The sequence below is a fragment of the Prevotella sp. P6B1 genome, assembly GCF_000702825.1.
In the GTDB taxonomy this organism is placed as follows: domain Bacteria; phylum Bacteroidota; class Bacteroidia; order Bacteroidales; family Bacteroidaceae; genus Prevotella.
Genome location: NZ_JNKF01000016.1, coordinates 147,011 through 164,078, shown reverse-complemented (window position 1 = coordinate 164,078; position 17,068 = coordinate 147,011). Strand labels below are relative to the sequence as shown.

General features: G+C 47.2%; 12 protein-coding genes and 1 tRNA gene. 8 read left to right on the top strand and 5 right to left on the bottom strand.

The genetic code is table 11. The features are described 5' to 3' along the window. Nucleotides 1-40 precede the first annotated feature (40 nt). The 8 genes from T495_RS0113835 to aat all read left to right on the top strand — a co-directional run bounded on the left by T495_RS0113835 (nucleotide 41) and on the right by aat (nucleotide 10,167). Nucleotides 41-1,372 carry a peptidylprolyl isomerase gene (locus T495_RS0113835; RefSeq protein ID WP_231495121.1) on the top strand — a complete coding sequence of 444 codons (1,332 nt, stop codon included), beginning with the start codon at nucleotides 41-43 and terminating at the stop codon, nucleotides 1,370-1,372. Then, nucleotides 1,369-2,949: an OstA-like protein gene (locus T495_RS0113830; RefSeq protein ID WP_231480164.1), complete on the top strand. Its 1,581-nt coding sequence runs from the start codon at nucleotides 1,369-1,371 to the stop codon at nucleotides 2,947-2,949. Before T495_RS0113835 ends, T495_RS0113830 begins: the two co-directional genes overlap by 4 nt. After that, on the top strand, nucleotides 2,946-4,778 hold the full coding sequence (mutL, locus tag T495_RS0113825) for a DNA mismatch repair endonuclease MutL (protein WP_033149099.1): 1,833 nt from the start codon (nucleotides 2,946-2,948) through the stop codon (nucleotides 4,776-4,778). The genes T495_RS0113830 and mutL overlap by 4 nt, the downstream gene beginning before the upstream one ends. Before the next feature lie 95 nt (nucleotides 4,779-4,873). Beyond that, nucleotides 4,874-4,948 (top strand) — tRNA-Val (locus T495_RS0113820). A 57-nt stretch (nucleotides 4,949-5,005) separates the two neighbouring features. Beyond that, entirely contained in the window at nucleotides 5,006-6,394 is a 1,389-nt protein-coding gene (locus T495_RS0113815; RefSeq protein ID WP_033149098.1) for an MATE family efflux transporter, read from the top strand. 617 nt (nucleotides 6,395-7,011) lie between these two features. Then, nucleotides 7,012-7,320, top strand: a complete 309-nt coding sequence (locus T495_RS0113810) for an ATP-dependent Clp protease adaptor ClpS (RefSeq protein WP_033149097.1) — start codon at nucleotides 7,012-7,014, stop codon at nucleotides 7,318-7,320. 2 nt (nucleotides 7,321-7,322) lie between these two features. Beyond that, on the top strand, nucleotides 7,323-9,536 hold the full coding sequence (gene clpA / locus T495_RS0113805; RefSeq protein WP_051652074.1) for an ATP-dependent Clp protease ATP-binding subunit ClpA: 2,214 nt from the start codon (nucleotides 7,323-7,325) through the stop codon (nucleotides 9,534-9,536). Then, entirely contained in the window at nucleotides 9,514-10,167 is a 654-nt protein-coding gene (gene aat / locus T495_RS0113800; protein WP_033149096.1) for a leucyl/phenylalanyl-tRNA--protein transferase, read from the top strand. The genes clpA and aat overlap by 23 nt, the downstream gene beginning before the upstream one ends. Nucleotides 10,168-10,209: 42 nt before the next feature. Here aat and T495_RS0113795 read toward each other — a convergent pair whose 3' ends face one another. From T495_RS0113795 to T495_RS0113775, 5 genes are read right to left on the bottom strand one after another with little or no spacing between them, the layout of a single operon-like run. Continuing rightward, nucleotides 10,210-11,394, bottom strand: coding sequence for a dicarboxylate/amino acid:cation symporter (locus T495_RS0113795; RefSeq protein WP_231495118.1), 1,185 nt, complete (start codon nucleotides 11,392-11,394; stop codon nucleotides 10,210-10,212). A gap of 57 nt (nucleotides 11,395-11,451) precedes the next feature. Continuing rightward, complete coding sequence (locus T495_RS0113790; protein ID WP_033149094.1) at nucleotides 11,452-12,915, bottom strand: amidohydrolase; 1,464 nt, start codon at nucleotides 12,913-12,915, stop codon at nucleotides 11,452-11,454. Then, nucleotides 12,915-14,936 (bottom strand): S9 family peptidase, encoded by a 2,022-nt coding sequence (locus T495_RS0113785; protein ID WP_081832146.1) that lies wholly within the window; start codon nucleotides 14,934-14,936, stop codon nucleotides 12,915-12,917. The genes T495_RS0113790 and T495_RS0113785 overlap by 1 nt, the downstream gene beginning before the upstream one ends. A 13-nt stretch (nucleotides 14,937-14,949) precedes the next feature. Then, a complete protein-coding gene (locus T495_RS0113780) occupies nucleotides 14,950-15,501 on the bottom strand; it encodes a TlpA disulfide reductase family protein (RefSeq protein ID WP_081832145.1) in 552 nt (183 codons plus the stop codon). Nucleotides 15,502-15,532: 31 nt separating this feature from the next. Continuing rightward, nucleotides 15,533-17,062 carry a hypothetical protein gene (locus T495_RS0113775; protein WP_155950000.1) on the bottom strand — a complete coding sequence of 510 codons (1,530 nt, stop codon included), beginning with the start codon at nucleotides 17,060-17,062 and terminating at the stop codon, nucleotides 15,533-15,535. Between the last annotated feature and the right edge of the window lie 6 nt (nucleotides 17,063-17,068).

Sequence of the window (17,068 nt, the reverse complement as noted above, 5' to 3'; positions counted from 1 at the left end):
TATAAAAAAGGTAATGACACTGGCTCTTTTCGCGTTGCCCATGATGGCAAATGCCGAGAAGAAAGATTCTATTGGCACCATCGTTGATGAGGTGGTGTGGGTAGTTGGTGATGAGGCTATTCTTCGTTCTGATGTCGAAACCATGCGTATGCAGGCAGCGATGGAAGGCGTGAAGTGGAGTGGTAATCCTGACTGTACCATCCCAGAGCAGATTGCTGTTCAGAAACTGTTCAAGCATCAGGCTCAGATCGATAGTATCGAGGTGACTGATGCTGATGTGGCTCAGGAAGTCGAGCAGCAGATTAACTACTGGCTCGAGATGGTTGATGGTTCTCGTGAGCGTCTGGAGGAATATAAGCATCAGCCTCTGTCTCAGATCCGTGCTGATTTGCGCGAGGAAATGAAAGATCGTCAGATGGTGCAGAAGATGCGTCAGAAACTTGTCGAAGATATCACTGTGACCCCTGCTGAGGTACGTCGCTATTTTGCTGCATTACCACAGGATAGTTTGCCGTTCGTGCCCACCGAGGTCGAAGTGCAGATTGTGCAGTTGACCCCGAAGATTGATGCCGAGGAGTTGAACCGCGTCAAGGACGAGCTCCGTAATTATACCGAACGTGTGAACAAAGGTGAGACTCGTTTTCAGACTTTGGCTCAGTTGTATTCTGAGGATCCAGGCTCTGCCCGTCGTGGTGGAGAGTTAGGACTGATGGGGCGAGGTACCCTTGATCCTGCTTTTGCTCAGGTGGCTTTTAACCTTACGGATCCCAAGAAGGTGTCGAAGATTGTTGAGTCTGAGTTCGGCTTCCATATCATACAGTTGATTGAGAAGCGTGGTGATAAGGTGAATGTCCGCCATATTCTACGTAAGCCTGTAGTTTCTGACGAGGCTGTTGACCGTGCTTTGGGACGTTTGGACTCTATTGCCGACGATTTGCGAGCCGAGAAGTTTACTTTCGAGGATGCTGCATCGCTTATTTCGGATGATAAAGATACCCGTAATGCCAAGGGATTGCTGTCTACAGATATGATGAAGACTGGTAAAACCTCTTCTAAGTTCCGCATGCAGGACCTCCCACCAGAGATTGCTAAGGTGGTTGATACGATGAAGGTGGGACAGATTTCTAAATCGTTCAAGATGATTAACCAGCGTGGCAAAACCGTCTGTGTTATTGCTAAACTTAAGAATCGTATAGATGGTCATAAAGCTACAGTAACAGAGGACTTCCAGATTCTGAAGGATGTGGTGTTAAACAAACGTCGTGAGGATCGTATTCATCAGTGGGTGGTTGATAAGATCAAGAGTACCTATACCCGTTTGAACGATGATTACAAGGATTGTCAATTCGAATTCGAAGGTTGGATTAAGTGAGGAAATCGTTTACTATAGCCCTTTCGCTCGCCCTTTTGGTGGGTTTGGCGTCTGCTTTTGCACAACAAAAGCAGCAACGCCGTCGTCCTGCTGTCCGGAAAACTGCAAAAACTAAGGATTCGCGCGTTTATCTGGTGCATGCCGATGTGCTGCATTATGACCAACTGAAGAATCCTGATGCCACCATCCTGAATGGTAAGGTGCACTTCACCCATCAGGGTGCTCGCTTGTATTGCGACAGTGCCTACTTCTACGAGGCCAGTAACTCGTTCGAGGCTTTCGGGCACGTGAAGATGTATCAGGGCGACACTCTCTCGTTGTTCAGCGACTATGCCTATTACGATGGTAATGAGCAGATGGCTCGTGCTCGTTATAATGTGATTTTAAAGCATAAGAAGACCACCCTTTATACAGATAGCCTGGATTTTGATCGTCTATACGATAATGCTTATTTCTTCGAGGGTGGTAAGATGATTGATGGTAAGACCACGCTTACCTCTGACTGGGGAGAGTATAACACTAAAAGCAAGATGTCGGTGTTCAACTACGATGTGAAGATGAAGAGCCCTAAGTTCTTCCTCACTACCGATACTCTTTATTACGATACCCGTCTTTCGATGGCTCATATTGTAGGACCTTCGAATATCACTTCTGGCGAGAGTCATATTTACTCCGAACAAGGTTATTACGATACAAAGAATGACCGTGCCCGCCTGATGAACCGTTCGGTTCTTACCAATCAAGGCAAGATGATGGTGGGTGATAGTGTTTACTATGATAGTAAAGATGGTTTCTCGCAGGCTTTCCGTAATGTGGTATATGTTGACTCGGTTAACAAGAATAAGCTGACAGGCAACTATGGCGAATACTGGGAGCACACCGGCTATGCGCTGTGTACTGATAGTGCGTTGGCTATTGACTATTCACAGGGCGACTCGCTCTTTATGCATGCCGACACTTTCAAAGTGGTGACGTATAATATTGAGACCGACTCTGTTTATCGTAAGATATATGCTTTTCATCATGTGCGTGCGTACCGTACTGATGTGCAAGCTGTATGCGACTCGCTTATCTATAACTCTCTCGACTCCTGCATGACCCTTTACCACGAGCCGATTGTATGGAATAATAACCAACAATTATTGGGCGACCGTATCGACGTGTTCATGAAGGATTCTGTCGTTGACCATGCCCATGTCATTGATAACTGTTTCTCCATCCAGCAACTCCGTAGCGATACCACCTTATTTAATCAGGTGTCGGCGAAAGAGATGTTTGCCTATTTTGTTGATGGTGCCATTCGGGAGACGCAGGCCAAGGGTAATGTGCTGATTGGCTATTACTTCGAGGAAGGCGACAGTGTGGCAATTATCTATAATTATCAGGAAACTTCTGAACTGCGTATGTATCTGAAGGACCGCAAACTACAGAAAGTGTGGACGCCTAAGAGCAGTGGAACCATGTACCCGCTCAACCAGATACCGCATGACCGCAAGCATCTGCCCAACTTTGCTTGGTATGATGATGTGCGTCCAACTGACCGTTATGACATTTTTAATTGGCGATCCAAGAAATGAGTGATATCATCCATCTTCTTCCCGATAGTGTTGCCAACCAGATAGCTGCTGGTGAGGTGATACAACGTCCTGCTTCTGTCATCAAGGAGTTGGTCGAGAATTCTGTTGATGCCGGTGCCACTACCATCCACGTGATTGTGGTTGATGCGGGGCGTACCTCTATTCAGGTTGTCGACGATGGTAAGGGTATGAGTCCTACTGATGCCCGTTTGTCGTTTGAGCGTCATGCGACTTCGAAGATCTCGCAGGCTGACGATCTGTTTGCCTTGCGTACGATGGGATTCCGCGGTGAGGCACTGGCCTCGATAGCTGCTGTCGCTCAGGTAGAGCTGCAGTCACGTCGGCAGGAAGATGAGGTTGGTACTAAGCTCACTATTGCGGGATCGAGGGTTACCGGGCAGGAACCAGTGTCGTGTCCGGTGGGTAGTAATTTCAAGGTTGATAACCTGTTCTTCAATGTGCCTGCCCGTCGTAAGTTCCTCAAGACCAATGCTACCGAGCTTAATAATATCCTCACGGCATTTGAGCGTATCGTGCTTGTCTATCCTGATATCCATTTTACCTTGCATCACAATGGAGTAGAGATGCTGAATCTGCGTGCAGGCAGTCTGCGCCAGCGTATTGCAGATGTGTTTGGTAAGCAGTATAGTCAGGATTTGTTGCCCGTTGAAGTGCATACAGCCATGTGTGATGTCAGCGGTTTTGTGGGTAAGCCCGAGGCTGCACGTAAGAAGAGTGGCTGTGACTATTTTTTCGTCAATGGTCGTTTCATGAGGCATGCTTATTTCCACAAGGCGGTGATGAAAGCTTATGATCGCCTGGTGCCCGAGGGTATGTCTATACCTTATTTCTTATATATAAAGGTAGAACCTAGTGAGATTGATGTTAACATCCATCCTACCAAAACTGAGATTAAGTTCGAGAATGAACAGGCCATCTGGCAGATATTGGCAGCTGCTGTGCGTGATGGTATTGGGAAGTTCTGCGAGGTTCCTTCAATAGACTTTGATACCCAAGGACAGCCCGATATTCCAGTCTTCGACAATTCTAATGTGCATGAGAGCTATTCGTCACCTCGTGTCAATTATAATCCAGAGTACAACCCATTCAAGCAGAGTAGTGGTGGTAGTAGAACTGTGGCTTCTCAGTGGGAAACACTTTATGATGGGTTGGAACATGGAAGTTTCCGCGAAGAACCTGCCCAGCAGTCCTTGATGTTCGAGGATGATAATACGGTAGAGCCGCAGTCGGCCACTGAGATTCTCTCTGAGAAGTCGCCTGCCCATTATCAGTATAAAGGCAAGTATCTGATGACTGCCGTTAAGTCTGGACTGATGATTATTGACCAGCATCGTGCCAGTGTGCGCGTACTCTACGATCGTTATATGAGTCAGTTCGATAGTCGTGTTATCAGCACGCAGAAGCTGCTTTTCCCAGAGACTATTCAGTTTTCACCAGCCGATGCGGTAACTATGCAGCAACTACTTCCTGAGTTGTCGGCTATTGGATTTGATCTGAGTGATCTTGGTGGTAATACTTATGCAGTGAATGGTATGCCTTCAGGACTTGAAGGACTCAGTCCCCAATCGTTACTTCACGAAATGGTTTCGGGTACAAATGCTAACGAGTCGTTATCATCTATTCACTCGTCATTAGCATTGCGGTTGGCACAGAGTGCTGCCATTCCTTATGGCCAGATTCTGAATAACGACGAGATGGAAGGTATGATTAATGATCTTTTTACCTGCTCGAATGTGAATTATACACCCGACGGAAAAGCTATTCTTTGCATCCTTCCGCAAGGTGATATCGAACATTTATTGGGCTAAATGGTGAACGAGTGTTAAATTTTAGCAGTTTTTTGATAAAACATGCGGCGGTCTCAAAAAATCTTCTTACCTTTGCACCCGCTTACAAGAAATGAGGGCGTTTAGCTCAGCTGGTTTAGAGCATCTGCCTTACAAGCAGAGGGTCGGCGGTTCGAATCCGTCAACGCCCACGAAAACAGAGTTAGGATGTGAGAAATCACATCCTTTTTTAGTTTAAGAAAGTCTGTATGAAGAAGGTTAAGAACAGCGAACTGCTGCTTTCGTACATACGCGAGGGCCGAACGATGACCCAAAGGGAGAAGCTTTGGTTAATCGTTAGTTTAAGTATACCTTCTATTTTAGCACAGATTTCCGCAACGGTCATGTTTTTTATTGATGCCTCAATGGTGGGCCATCTGGGGGCTAATGCGTCGGCATCTATCGGATTGGTTGAGACCACTGGTTGGTTGTTGGGCGGTTTGGCCTCTGCTGCTAACATGGGATTCTCGGTTCAGGTGGCACATTTTATCGGTGCCAACGATTTTGAAGCTGCGCGCCGGGTGTTACGACAGGCTTTAGTGTGTTGTTTGCTTTGGGCGTTGTTCATATCCCTCACCTCGCTTGCCATTAGTCCTTTTCTGCCTTACTGGATGGGAGGAACTGCCGAAATAGCGCGCGATGCTTCGCTCTATTTTGCTATTTTCGGTGCCTGCGGTATCTTCTTCCAGATGGAAGGTCTGGCCGGATCCATGTTAAAGTGTTCTGGCAACATGAAGATACCCTCCGTGCTGAATATAGGAATGTGTGTGATGGATGTTGTTTTTAACTTCCTCTTTATATATATTTTAGGTTTGGGGGTAATGGGGGCTGCTATCGGTACGGGTATGGCTATGCTGGTTACAGCCAGTCTGATGCTGTATTTCCTGCTGGTCAAGTCGAAGATGTTATCGTTGGTGGGGCGTCCTGGATCATTCAAGCCTAAGGCTGACACTATTGGTAATGCTTTTAGGATCGGTGCTCCCATGGGGCTGCAACACCTTCTGATGGGATCGGCTCAGATGGTAAGCACGCTCATTGTGGCCCCTTTGGGTACGATAGCTATCGCTGCCCACTCATTGGGTATCACGGTCGAGAGTCTCTGCTATATGCCAGGCTTTGGCATTGCTGAGGCTGCCACCACGCTGGTAGGACAGGGGATTGGTGCTGGTCAGCGTCAGCTCACTCGCTCGTTTGCCCGCATGTCTGTGGGCTTGGGTATTGCCGTTATGTCACTGATGGGTGTGATGATGTGGGTTTTTGCTCCTCAACTGATGGCTATCATGTCGCCTGTCGACGAGGTAATTGCTTTAGGGGTACAGGTGCTGCGCATTGAGGCTTGGGCCGAACCCATGTTTGCGGCTGCCATCGTAATCAACGGCATCTTTGTGGGAGCGGGCGATACCATCATCCCTGCCATCATGAGTCTGGCTTCGATGTGGGGCGTCAGGCTCACATTAGCAGCCTCTCTGGCACCTAAGTGGGGGTTACGCGGTGTATGGACGGCTATGGCCATCGAACTGACATTCCGTGGCATGATTTTCCTGGTACGACTATTCCGTGGTAGCTGGGCCGATAAGTTGAAATTAAAAACCAAATAGTATAAGATTTATAGTGTATAGACATAAAAAAAGCCGCTCAAGGGTCATCAACGACTCGAGGGCGGCACCAACAATCTATGAATAACTAAAAACCTTTTTCTGAGAAAAAACGGAGTGTCACCACTGCGTCTTTGTTATCCTTACTAACAAATCTTTTCTAACACCTTAGAAATACCTATCTCCAATTTAACTAACTAATAAACCTAAAACCAAATTCTAACTAACTATTAACTCTAACTAAAACCTAAATCAATCAATCTTTATTTTACCTTAACTAATACCTCTGTATTATCTTTCTATGCTTCTATTGAAGAACTCTTGTTGTCTTTTGACGTTGCAAAGGTACGACGATTTTTGCAATCTCGCAATACTTATGCTCTATTTTCCTAAAAAAAGTGCCCTTCTTTTGATATACATCAAGTCGTTGTGCGCGAACACAATCAAATTGTGTGCGAAAACGGGTAGTTTTGACACTTCTTCACAAAAGTCTTAAAAACACCTACGTATTCTATTATACCTATTTATATATAGAATACACCTTTAGATTGTATTGTGGGTATTCATTTTGTATATTGGAAATTATTGTGTATCTTTGCAGCCAAAATGGTTTAGAGTGTATGGCAAAGCAACAATCGGCTACAAAAGAACGGCAGCGCACTGATCTGCGTGAGCCTCAGCGATATAAGGTGACCATCTATAATGATGACTTCACGACGATGGAGTTTGTGGTGAAGATTCTGACCCAGGTGTTTTTCAAGAGTGAGGCTGAGGCCGAGGCGCTGATGTTGCAGGTGCATCATTCTGATAAAGCAGTGGTGGGCATTTATAGTTACGATGTGGCAACCTCGAAGGTGCGCAAGGCCAGCAATATGGCTCGCAAAGAGGGATTCCCGCTTAGACTGACAGTAGAACCAGAGGAGGCATAAATATGGCAGAAATACAGCAATCACCTCGCGCTATCAAACTGTTGCATAACAGTCTGAAGTGCTGTAAGGGCTATCGTCATGAGTTCCTGATGCCAGAGCATCTGTTGATGGTGCTGTTGGATGATTATGAGTTCAATCAAACCTTCGATACCTATTACTCGGCCGATCTGTTTCAGGACCGTTTAGAGGATCGTTTGGAGAAAATCGAGATGGTGCCCGAGGAATGTGATTATGAGCCAGAGACTTCTGTACAAATGGGCCAGCTGCTGGAGTTGGCCTGTTTACAGGTTGTCAATAGCTCAGCCACAGCCCTCGATGCTCCACATCTGACCATGGGACTGTTACAACTCAAGGAGTCATGGGCAGCCTATCTGCTAAAAGATGCGTTGGGTGATAACGAGAGTGATTTTATGAGCGAACTGATTAGCGCCTACGAGGTGGCTGACCATCTGGAACTTGAGACTGGTGCGAACCGGCAAGAAGGTGCATGGCGACGTCTCGTGACCTGTATGAACGATCTGTATCATCAGCACAATCCGTTGATAGGACGTGAGTCTGAACTGCAGCGCACTATCCAGGTGCTGTGTCGCAAGGATAAGAATAACCCGTTGCATGTTGGCGAACCTGGTGTTGGCAAGACCGCTCTGGTTTGGGGACTGGCCAGACTGATAGCCGAAGGTAACGTGCCTGACAGACTGAAGGGTAGCCGGATCTACCAGCTCGATATAGGAACCCTGTTGGCTGGTACACAGTATCGTGGTGATTTTGAGAATCGAATCAAGCTCATTATGGATGGCATTCAGGAAGAGTCTGATCGAAATATCGTGTACATCGACGAGATACATACGCTGGTAGGAGCGGGCGCTATCGGTGATAGTTCTATGGATGCCTCGAATATGTTGAAACCCTATCTGGAGAGTGGTAGTATCCGTTTTATCGGGTCGACTACCTACGAGGAATACAATCGTCATTTCTCTCGCTCGAAAGGATTGGTACGTCGTTTCCAGCAGATTGACATCACTGAGCCTACACCCGAGGAGACCAAGTACATCCTACGACAGCTGCGCGGACAGTACGAAACGTTTCATCATGTGATCTACGATGAGGCGGCACTCGACTTTGCCGTGGATGCCAGCTTTAAATATGTAAACGACCGCTATCTGCCCGACAAGGCTATCGACCTCATTGACGAGGCTGGTGCTATGGCAGAAGTAAGAAGTAATACTAATGAGGGGCGTGTCACGAAGACTGATATCTCGGATGTGTTGGCAAAGACCTGCAAGGTTGAAGCGATGGTAATGACTGAGGATGACGATAATAGTCAGTTGGAGACGTTGGCTCCACGTCTGTTATCGAAGATTTATGGTCAAGATGAGGCTATCCGTCAGGTGGTAGAGTCGGTACAGCTATCGAAGGCTGGACTGCTCGACGACAATAAACCCTTGGCATCGCTGCTGTTTGTAGGACCTACCGGTGTGGGTAAGACTGAGGTGGCTCGTGTTCTGGCTACGGAGTTAGGTATCGCCCTGCTACGATTCGACATGAGTGAATATACTGAGAAGCACACCGTGGCTAAGCTGATAGGCTCGCCAGCAGGCTATGTGGGCTACGAGGACGGTGGATTGCTGACCGATGCTATCCGTAAGACGCCTAATTGTGTGCTACTGCTCGACGAAATTGAAAAGGCCCATCAGGACATCTACAATATTCTGTTGCAGGTAATGGATTATGCCCGGCTGACAGACAACAAGGGACGTAAGGTCGACTTCCGTAATGTCATTTTGATTATGACCTCGAATGCCGGTGCCCAATATGCTGGTCAGGCCAATATCGGCTTTGTTGGCAGTACCACGCGCGGCGAAGCTATGTTGAAGCAGGTGAAGCGGTTGTTCAAACCTGAATTCATCAATCGCTTGACCGGAACTGTGGTGTTCAACGATATGGATCGTGAAATGGCGATCCTGATTCTGCGTAAGAAACTGGGTGAACTACAGGAGAAACTGACTGCCAAGCAGGTGGAGATGACGCTGAGCGACGACGCCTTCCAGTTGTTACTCAAAGAAGGCTATACCCGCGAGTATGGTGCTCGCGAGATGGATCGTGTGATAGCCCAGCGGCTGAAACCGTTGCTAATGCGCGAGATACTGTTTGGCAGTCTGAAACAAGGTGGCTCAATTATAATTGGTACGCGCGATGGCAGTTTATCAATTGGATAACGATTTGTGGTTCCCTGACCCGCATTTGGGTGAGGAAGATGGACTGGTGGCTATTGGCGGCGACTTATCGGTCGATCGCCTGATATTGGCCTATTCCAATGGTTTCTTCCCTTGGTTTTCGTTTAAACATCAAGACGAGCCTCTATGGTATTGTCCGTTGCAACGCTTCGTGATCTTCCCCAACGAGGTGCACGTCAGCCACTCTATGCGTCAGTTGATAAACAAAGGCGACTATCGTATAACGATTAATCAGGATTTTGAGAGTGTGATACGCGGTTGTGCTACCGCCCAGAACCGCAACCAGGACGAAGGTGCCTGGTTGGGTGCTGAGATGATTGAGGCCTATACCGAGATGTATCGGCAGGGGTTTGCTGCCAGTGTGGAGGTATGGAACGATTCGCAGTTGGTGGGCGGACTGTACGGCATCAATCTTGGTACGGCCTTTTTTGGTGAGAGCATGTTCTCGCTTGTTCCCAATGCTTCGAAACTCGCTTTGATTCATCTGGCGCAAACATTCGGCTCATTGGGTGGTAAGTTCATCGACTGCCAGTTCGAAACACCCCACCTGAAGTCGATGGGCGGACGCTTTATCTCCTATGAGGAATACATCCAAACCATAAAGAACTCATAGTCTGGCGATGGAAGAAAGGGCAATGAGTCGGAAGTGAACTATTTATATATCATGGTCGACCATTGCTGCTACACATGAGTCGCTCCATACGTTTTCTGCTGTTTCAATCATGTCGATAATGGTGTAAATGGGCAGGATGATGCCCAAAACGGCTACTGGTGCGCCGATGCCAGACATTAATGATAACGTGAGGAAAAAGCACCCCATGGGTACACCTGCATTACCGATAGCCGAGACTACCGAGATGATTATCCACATCAGTATAGTGCTTAGGGTGAGTGGCGTGCCGCCTTGCTGCATGACAAACAGCGAAGTGACAAGGATAAAGGCTGCGCAACCATTCATGTTGATGGTGGTACATATGGGGAGTACGAAGCGGCTGATGTTCTGACGGATACCCAGACGCTTTTCTGCGGTATCCATGGTGACAGGTAGGGTTGCGGCGCTGCTCTTGGTGAAGAGTGCCATGAGCACAGCAGGCATCATTTTGCTAAGCACATGGATGGGGTTCAGCCCGCGAGCTAATAGGAATAGTGGTAGCACTACGAAGAACTGGATGACATTCCCCCCTAATACCACTAATACATATTTGCCAATAGAGTCGGCCACCACACCTGCTGACACCTGTGCCGACAGTTGGGCAGAGAATGCCACGATCCCCAAGGGAAGAGTCCGGATAAGGCCGCGAATCAATAAAAACAATAATTCTTGCAAACCAATCAGCCCCCTAACGACTGTCGTCTTGTTTTCAGATTCGGGTAGTTTAGACAGACCGAAACCGATGGCAAAAGCTAATAAAAGCAATGACAGTACGTTACCATCAATAAATGGACGTACGATATTGTTAGGAATGATGCTCACGACATGATCTATATATGAGGTCTGAGGGGCGAGATCGGAAGTCAAAGTAGCATTGACCAACGAATCAAGGGGCAGTTTGCCCGGGGCAATGAGTACATAGAGGACGGCCCCTATACTTGCGGCTGCTAAAGTTGTGAGTAGGGTGTAGGTAAGCGTATGACCAAAGATGCGTCCAGACCCCTTAGAACCGAACGTGGAAAATGTGGTAATGACAGCCAATACAATGGTTGGCACCGCCAATAATTGAAACAAGCGTGTATATACGGTAGCTACAAAATTCATCGAAGCATCGAGCCATTCCAGCCCGAGCCATCCTAATACTGCACCCACGACGAGGGCACCAATCCAAATAAATGATGTTTTCATATTCATATGCAAAGGTACGGAATTCCAGTGAGAATTCCGTACCATTTTCGATTATTCTTACTTTGAAACACGATAATCGAGGGCTGGTTTACGATTACCTAATAACGGAACATATTTAAAATCAGGTCCTACTTCTTTTTTAAATTCCTCTTTGACAGCGTTTAGCAATTTGGAATCGGTAAACAAGTCAACAGCGGTTAATGCAAACACACGGCTGGCATTTAATAGTCCTTTTGTGCCGATTGTGGTTCCATCGGTCGCTACATTCTGCCAACTATGTCCCGGACTGCCAGGAACAAAGGTGGCCGCTCCGAAACTGGCTAAAGGTACAACCCAAGATACATCGCCGACATCGCTTGAACCGCCACTCCCTTCTTTGGGAAATTCAGCCAAGGGCAGAACCTTTGCTGCCATATTGACAAGTGAATCTGGATTGCCGCTGGCTTTGTTGAGGGCTTCGGCAAACTTACGCTCTCGTTCGTCGTAGATGACGCCACCTACTGTTTCCAGATTTTTCTGAATCACACGCGATAATGTTTTGTTGTGCAATCGCTCATAAGTTCCGGCTACAATCTCCTTTTCTACTCTGGTTTGGGTGCCCTTGGCTGCACCTACGGCAGCCGAATCAATCCACTCTGTCAGCGTATTCAAGATGTCTCTCTTGGGGCTGCGGATATAGTAGCTTACACGGGCGTATTCTGGTACTACATTGGGTGCAAAGCCACCATCGGGAATGACATAATGGATACGTGATGAAGTGGGGACATGTTCTCGAAGCAGGTTGACCATGTAGTCGAATGCCTCAACGGCATCCAACGCCGAACGTCCTTTCCATGGATTTCCTGCAGCATGGGCTGGCTTACCATAGAACTTATAGTCGACCATTACCATGGCTGTTCCTCCATTAGTACTTACGGCATTGACTGATGAGGGGTGCCAATCGAGTACGACATCAACGCCCTTAAACAAGCCTTCTCGAACAAGATATACCTTACCTGCACCACCCTCCTCGGCTGGCGAACCATACACCTTGATCGTTCCTTTCTGATTGTTGGATGCCAGCCATTTACTCAGTGATACAGCAGCAGCGCTTGAAGCAACACCAAATGTGTTATGACCACACCCCTGACCAGGAGCATTCTCTTTGATAGGCTTGCGATAGGGGACAGTGTCTTGGGAGAGACCAGGTAGAGCATCAAACTCAGCCAGAAAACCGATTACAGGTTCGCCGCTGCCATAAGTTGCTACAAAAGCCGTTGGCATACCAGCCACACCTTCCTCAATGCTAAAACCGTTCTCACGGAGATGCTGCTTTAACAGCCCACTACTATTAGTCTCGAGAAACCCTAACTCAGGATTGGCCCAAATGGTCTTTTGCAATTTGTCGTAGGTGGCGAAATTGTTGTTTATATAGTCCAGGGCAACCTTTGCTTTCTGATTTTCCTTTGTATTCTTTTTTGCTGCTGAGCTGCTGCTAACTACCAGTGTGGCCAACAGTAATAATCCAATAGTTCTTTTCATTATTTCAAGTATTTATTAAACCAGTTTGTAATTTCTTGAAGTCGTTTGATTCGATTGAGCGGTCGGCCGCTACGAGATAACTCGTGGTTCTCACCTTTGAAGATGACGATGCGTGAAGCTACACCAAAATATTGCAATGCACTGTACATCTGTAATCCTTCGGGCAGAGGACAACGGTAGTCCTCATCGCTATGGATGAAAAGAGTTGGTGTCTTGACCTTGTTTGCATAAGCAAGGGGAGACTTTTTCCATAGTTCTTGATTGTTTGTCCAAGGATCTGCACCTATATATCCCCAACCAAAATTGTAGCCGATATCGCTGAGGGCTTCGAGTGATACCCAGTTGCTGATACTGCGTTGGGAGGCTGCCGCACGGAAACGGTCTGTATGGCCGATAATCCAATTGGTCATCACGCCACCATATGATCCGCCTGTTACGCCAAGACGATCTTTGTCTATATAGTCGAACTGTGCAATGGCAGCATCAACAAATGCCATGATATCATCGTAGTCGCGACCACCGAAGTCGCCTTTCAGTTGGGCATAGTCAGAGCCTTGACCACTTCCTCCCCGAGGATTAGCAAAGATGACTGCATATCCCTGATTGGCCCAATACTGCATCTCGTGAAAGAATCCTGCACCATAGGCTGCACGAGGGCCACCATGGATGTCGAGAATCGTGGGATACTTCTTTCCTGACTCGAAATTGGTTGGCGGTAGGATATATCCACGTTGCTCTTGTCCAGCCCCATTGATGTATTTGATTTCCTGTGGGGTGACAACTTGATGGGATGCGAACGTTGACGTATTGATATCGCTGATTCGTTTGGGTTCATTTTTGCCGTCGAACAAATAGAATTCCTGACCGTTTTGTCCTTCTGAAGCCAACAGGAGAAATCCCTTCTGATAACGCAGATAGGCGTCGACATCATAATTCAGAGGAGTTAGCGGGGTAACAGTCTCGTCTTTCCAAGATAGTCTGACAAGGGGAAGTCTGTCAATGGCGGTGGTGTTGAAGATGATGCCATCCTTATCAATAAGTGGCTCTGAGTGATTGCCGCCTTTGGTATCTGTGGCGAGTCCACCGCCCAGCTCGTATGGTTCGCCATTGTAGACCTGCTTGAACTGACCGCTATGAATGGATAAGTGGTAGAACTGACTGTTGGCCTGAGGGTTATCTGCACGATGCGTCTTGGCGGTTAGGAAAAGACGCTGTCCATCGATAAACTGCAGGGAACCATAGCTGGTGCTATCTTTTATACCCACTTGTTTGGATGTCTGCTCAGCAATCGAGTAGATGTGAAGTTGATTGCTGTGGATACGGAAACTCTTCTTGTCAGAAACCGTATATGCCAAATAGCGGTGATCAGGACTTAATGCAAGACCTCCGGCATTCTGTAGGGAGTCGGTCAGCGCCTTAACCTGTCCGTTCTTATACTCATACAGTACCTGACGTGAGCCATTGATGTCGCCACGTCCGTTCGACCAAAATGGTAGCTCGTCGAAGATTCGGTAGCGTTTGTTGGCGTCCTTGGCTTTCAGGGAATCGGGCAATCTGTCGTTTGTTTGATGTAGCTTATAGGATGCCGTGAAGAAGAAATGCTGACGACTGATATATTTCACCTGTCCTACTGAGTATGGCAGACGCAACCATTCTGTGGCTTCACCATAACCTTTTGTAAGTTCAAGGAACATCGTCTGTCCCTTATCCCGTTTTTTCAGGATGATGGCGTCTGCAAGCACATCATATCCTCCAACGGTACCTGAGGTGGTTAGCGCTTTGGCACGGCCATCTACTAATTGGTATAAATCGCTTGTGTACTTGTCGTCCTTAATATTGGCTTTGCGGATAACAAAGAAGATATCGTTGCCAATGGTCTTGACATCGGATATGGCCTGGACTTTCGAGAAGAAGTCGATGCCTATCGGCTGCTTCTGTGTATTGGTCTGAGCTGTCGTTTCCAGATGAGTGCCCCCCAGCAAGAGTGCAATAATCGAAAGTGATATATTTCGTTTCATCATCTTATGTTATTTTTTATTTTGATAAATACTTGTCTATTGTGTTAACCAACGACTGGAACTCTTCCTGATTGAAAAGACGTGTGCGCTTGATGATTTTTCCATTGCGGTCAATCAGGATGTTACGAGTGATTCCTGATTGACGCAATGCGTATTTAGCGTAGATGTCAGCACCGGGATCAAGTGCCAGGGGATAGGTGATGCCGGTTTTCTGGGCGAAGGCTTTGACCTTATCTATGGGCTCGTCGCGATCGATGCCAATCAATACAAAATTAGGATCGTCTTTGTGTTTCTGCCAGATATCACTCTCGATGAATGGCATCTCCTTACGGCATACCCCACACCAGCTGGCGGTGAACTGTATCATCACTAACTTGCCTCGCAGGTCGGACAGTCTTACCTGTTGGCCGTCGGTCAGGGTGGCAACAAAATCGGGAGCCTTATCGCCATCAAAGACTATATAACCATTGGAATCGGCTTTCTCCTCTAATGTGCCGGTTTGGGCGTAAGCGCCGTATCCCCATGTGAGCAGGCATATGAGGCTCAAAAACTTGTATCTGATATTCATATGATTTATTCTCTATGTTGTTATGATTCCATTATTCTGAAGCTTTCCAACCAGTGTCGTAAGCAGTAGCCAACTCGCCGAAGATGCCTTTTTCGCCGATGTACTCTTTTCCACCGAAGCTATATAGCTCCTCGCCGATAAGTTCGAGTTGTTTCTGAGGGATCGGATACTCTGTAGGCGTGCCTCCTATCAACAGGTTGTTGCGGCGCATGAAGGTGAATGGTACAGTGACGCCACCTGCGGCATCAATCTCTATGGCGTACTCATAGTGGATAGCCTGACGGATGGCATCCTCGTTGGCTGCGATATTGCCCAGATGACCTTGTGACTTACGGGCTGCATCAGCAGCATTCAGCAAGGCGGCAGCTCCCTCATAATCCTGAAGCCAGAGCTTGGCCTCTGCTTTTAACAACCTGATTTCTTCAGCCAGGAAATAAGGGTTGATGGAGCCTACTTCAGCCAGACTATTACTGCTATTAGTCCAACGTTCGCGGATATAGTTTGAGAAGAGTCCTCGACCGCGTGATTCCATCAGGATGCCAAAGTTGGGCGTATATGAGAAATACTGGTAAAAGCGGTCGTCATCTGTTGTGATAGGACCTAAGATGGTATCGTCTGTGGGATAGTAATTAGGGTAGGTATGTGTATTGTCTGCCAGATAAGGCACTTTGACATCGACAGGGCGATTGCTATTACCCTTGAAATTCAGGTTGTTAAGCAATGCATTGTAGTAGCCGCCCGAGGTTGTAGTAATCAGGAAATCATTGGTGAATCCCTTTTCTGCAAACGCCAAGACCTTCTGCCAATAAGCTGCACCCAAGGATTCTGCCTCAGATTTATCACGTGCTATAGACGACAAGATACGGGCTGCGATGGAATTGGCAAGTTTCAGAAAATCGTCCTTGCTGATGGTGATGCCTCTGAGAAAATCGAACTGCAAAGCATTTGAGCCTTGGGCGAGTTCAATCGCTTTCTCGAGGTGCTTGACACCATTCAGGGTCAAGTCCTTGTAAGAATCGGGATAGCCTTTTTCTGTCAGTGAAATGTTATCTACTATGATGCCACGATCATAAAGATTGCCAAGATAGCCCTGAGCAACACCTTTAGCATAGTAGGCTCCTACAAGACAGTCGCTTGTTCGGTCCTTACCGGCATCATCATAAGCTTTACCTCCTTGATTCTCAATGATGTCGATAACTTTCGTCGCATCCAGGTTAGCCTGATAAAAACTGCTGTAGAGTGCGTTGAGCGAGGCACTATAGGAACGCTCAGAACTGCTATTGATAATCCTCATGCGCGGCTCCTGGGCGTAATACCACCAGTTGGAGTTACCATTGGTATTGGTGGTCTGGTCGGCCAGCAAACTGAAATGGACGCCTGCTGTGCTGGTAGTTGTATTGAATACCGTTTGCACACTACTGGTTACGAGCGAATAGCTAAAACTCTTGATGATGCTAACAGCTTCCTCGTTGGTAAGAGTGCTTGGATCGTCGAAATCTGTTTTCTCGCATGCTGTGAACAAGACAACAGCTGCGATATATGGTAGGATATTCTTTTTCATTGTAAT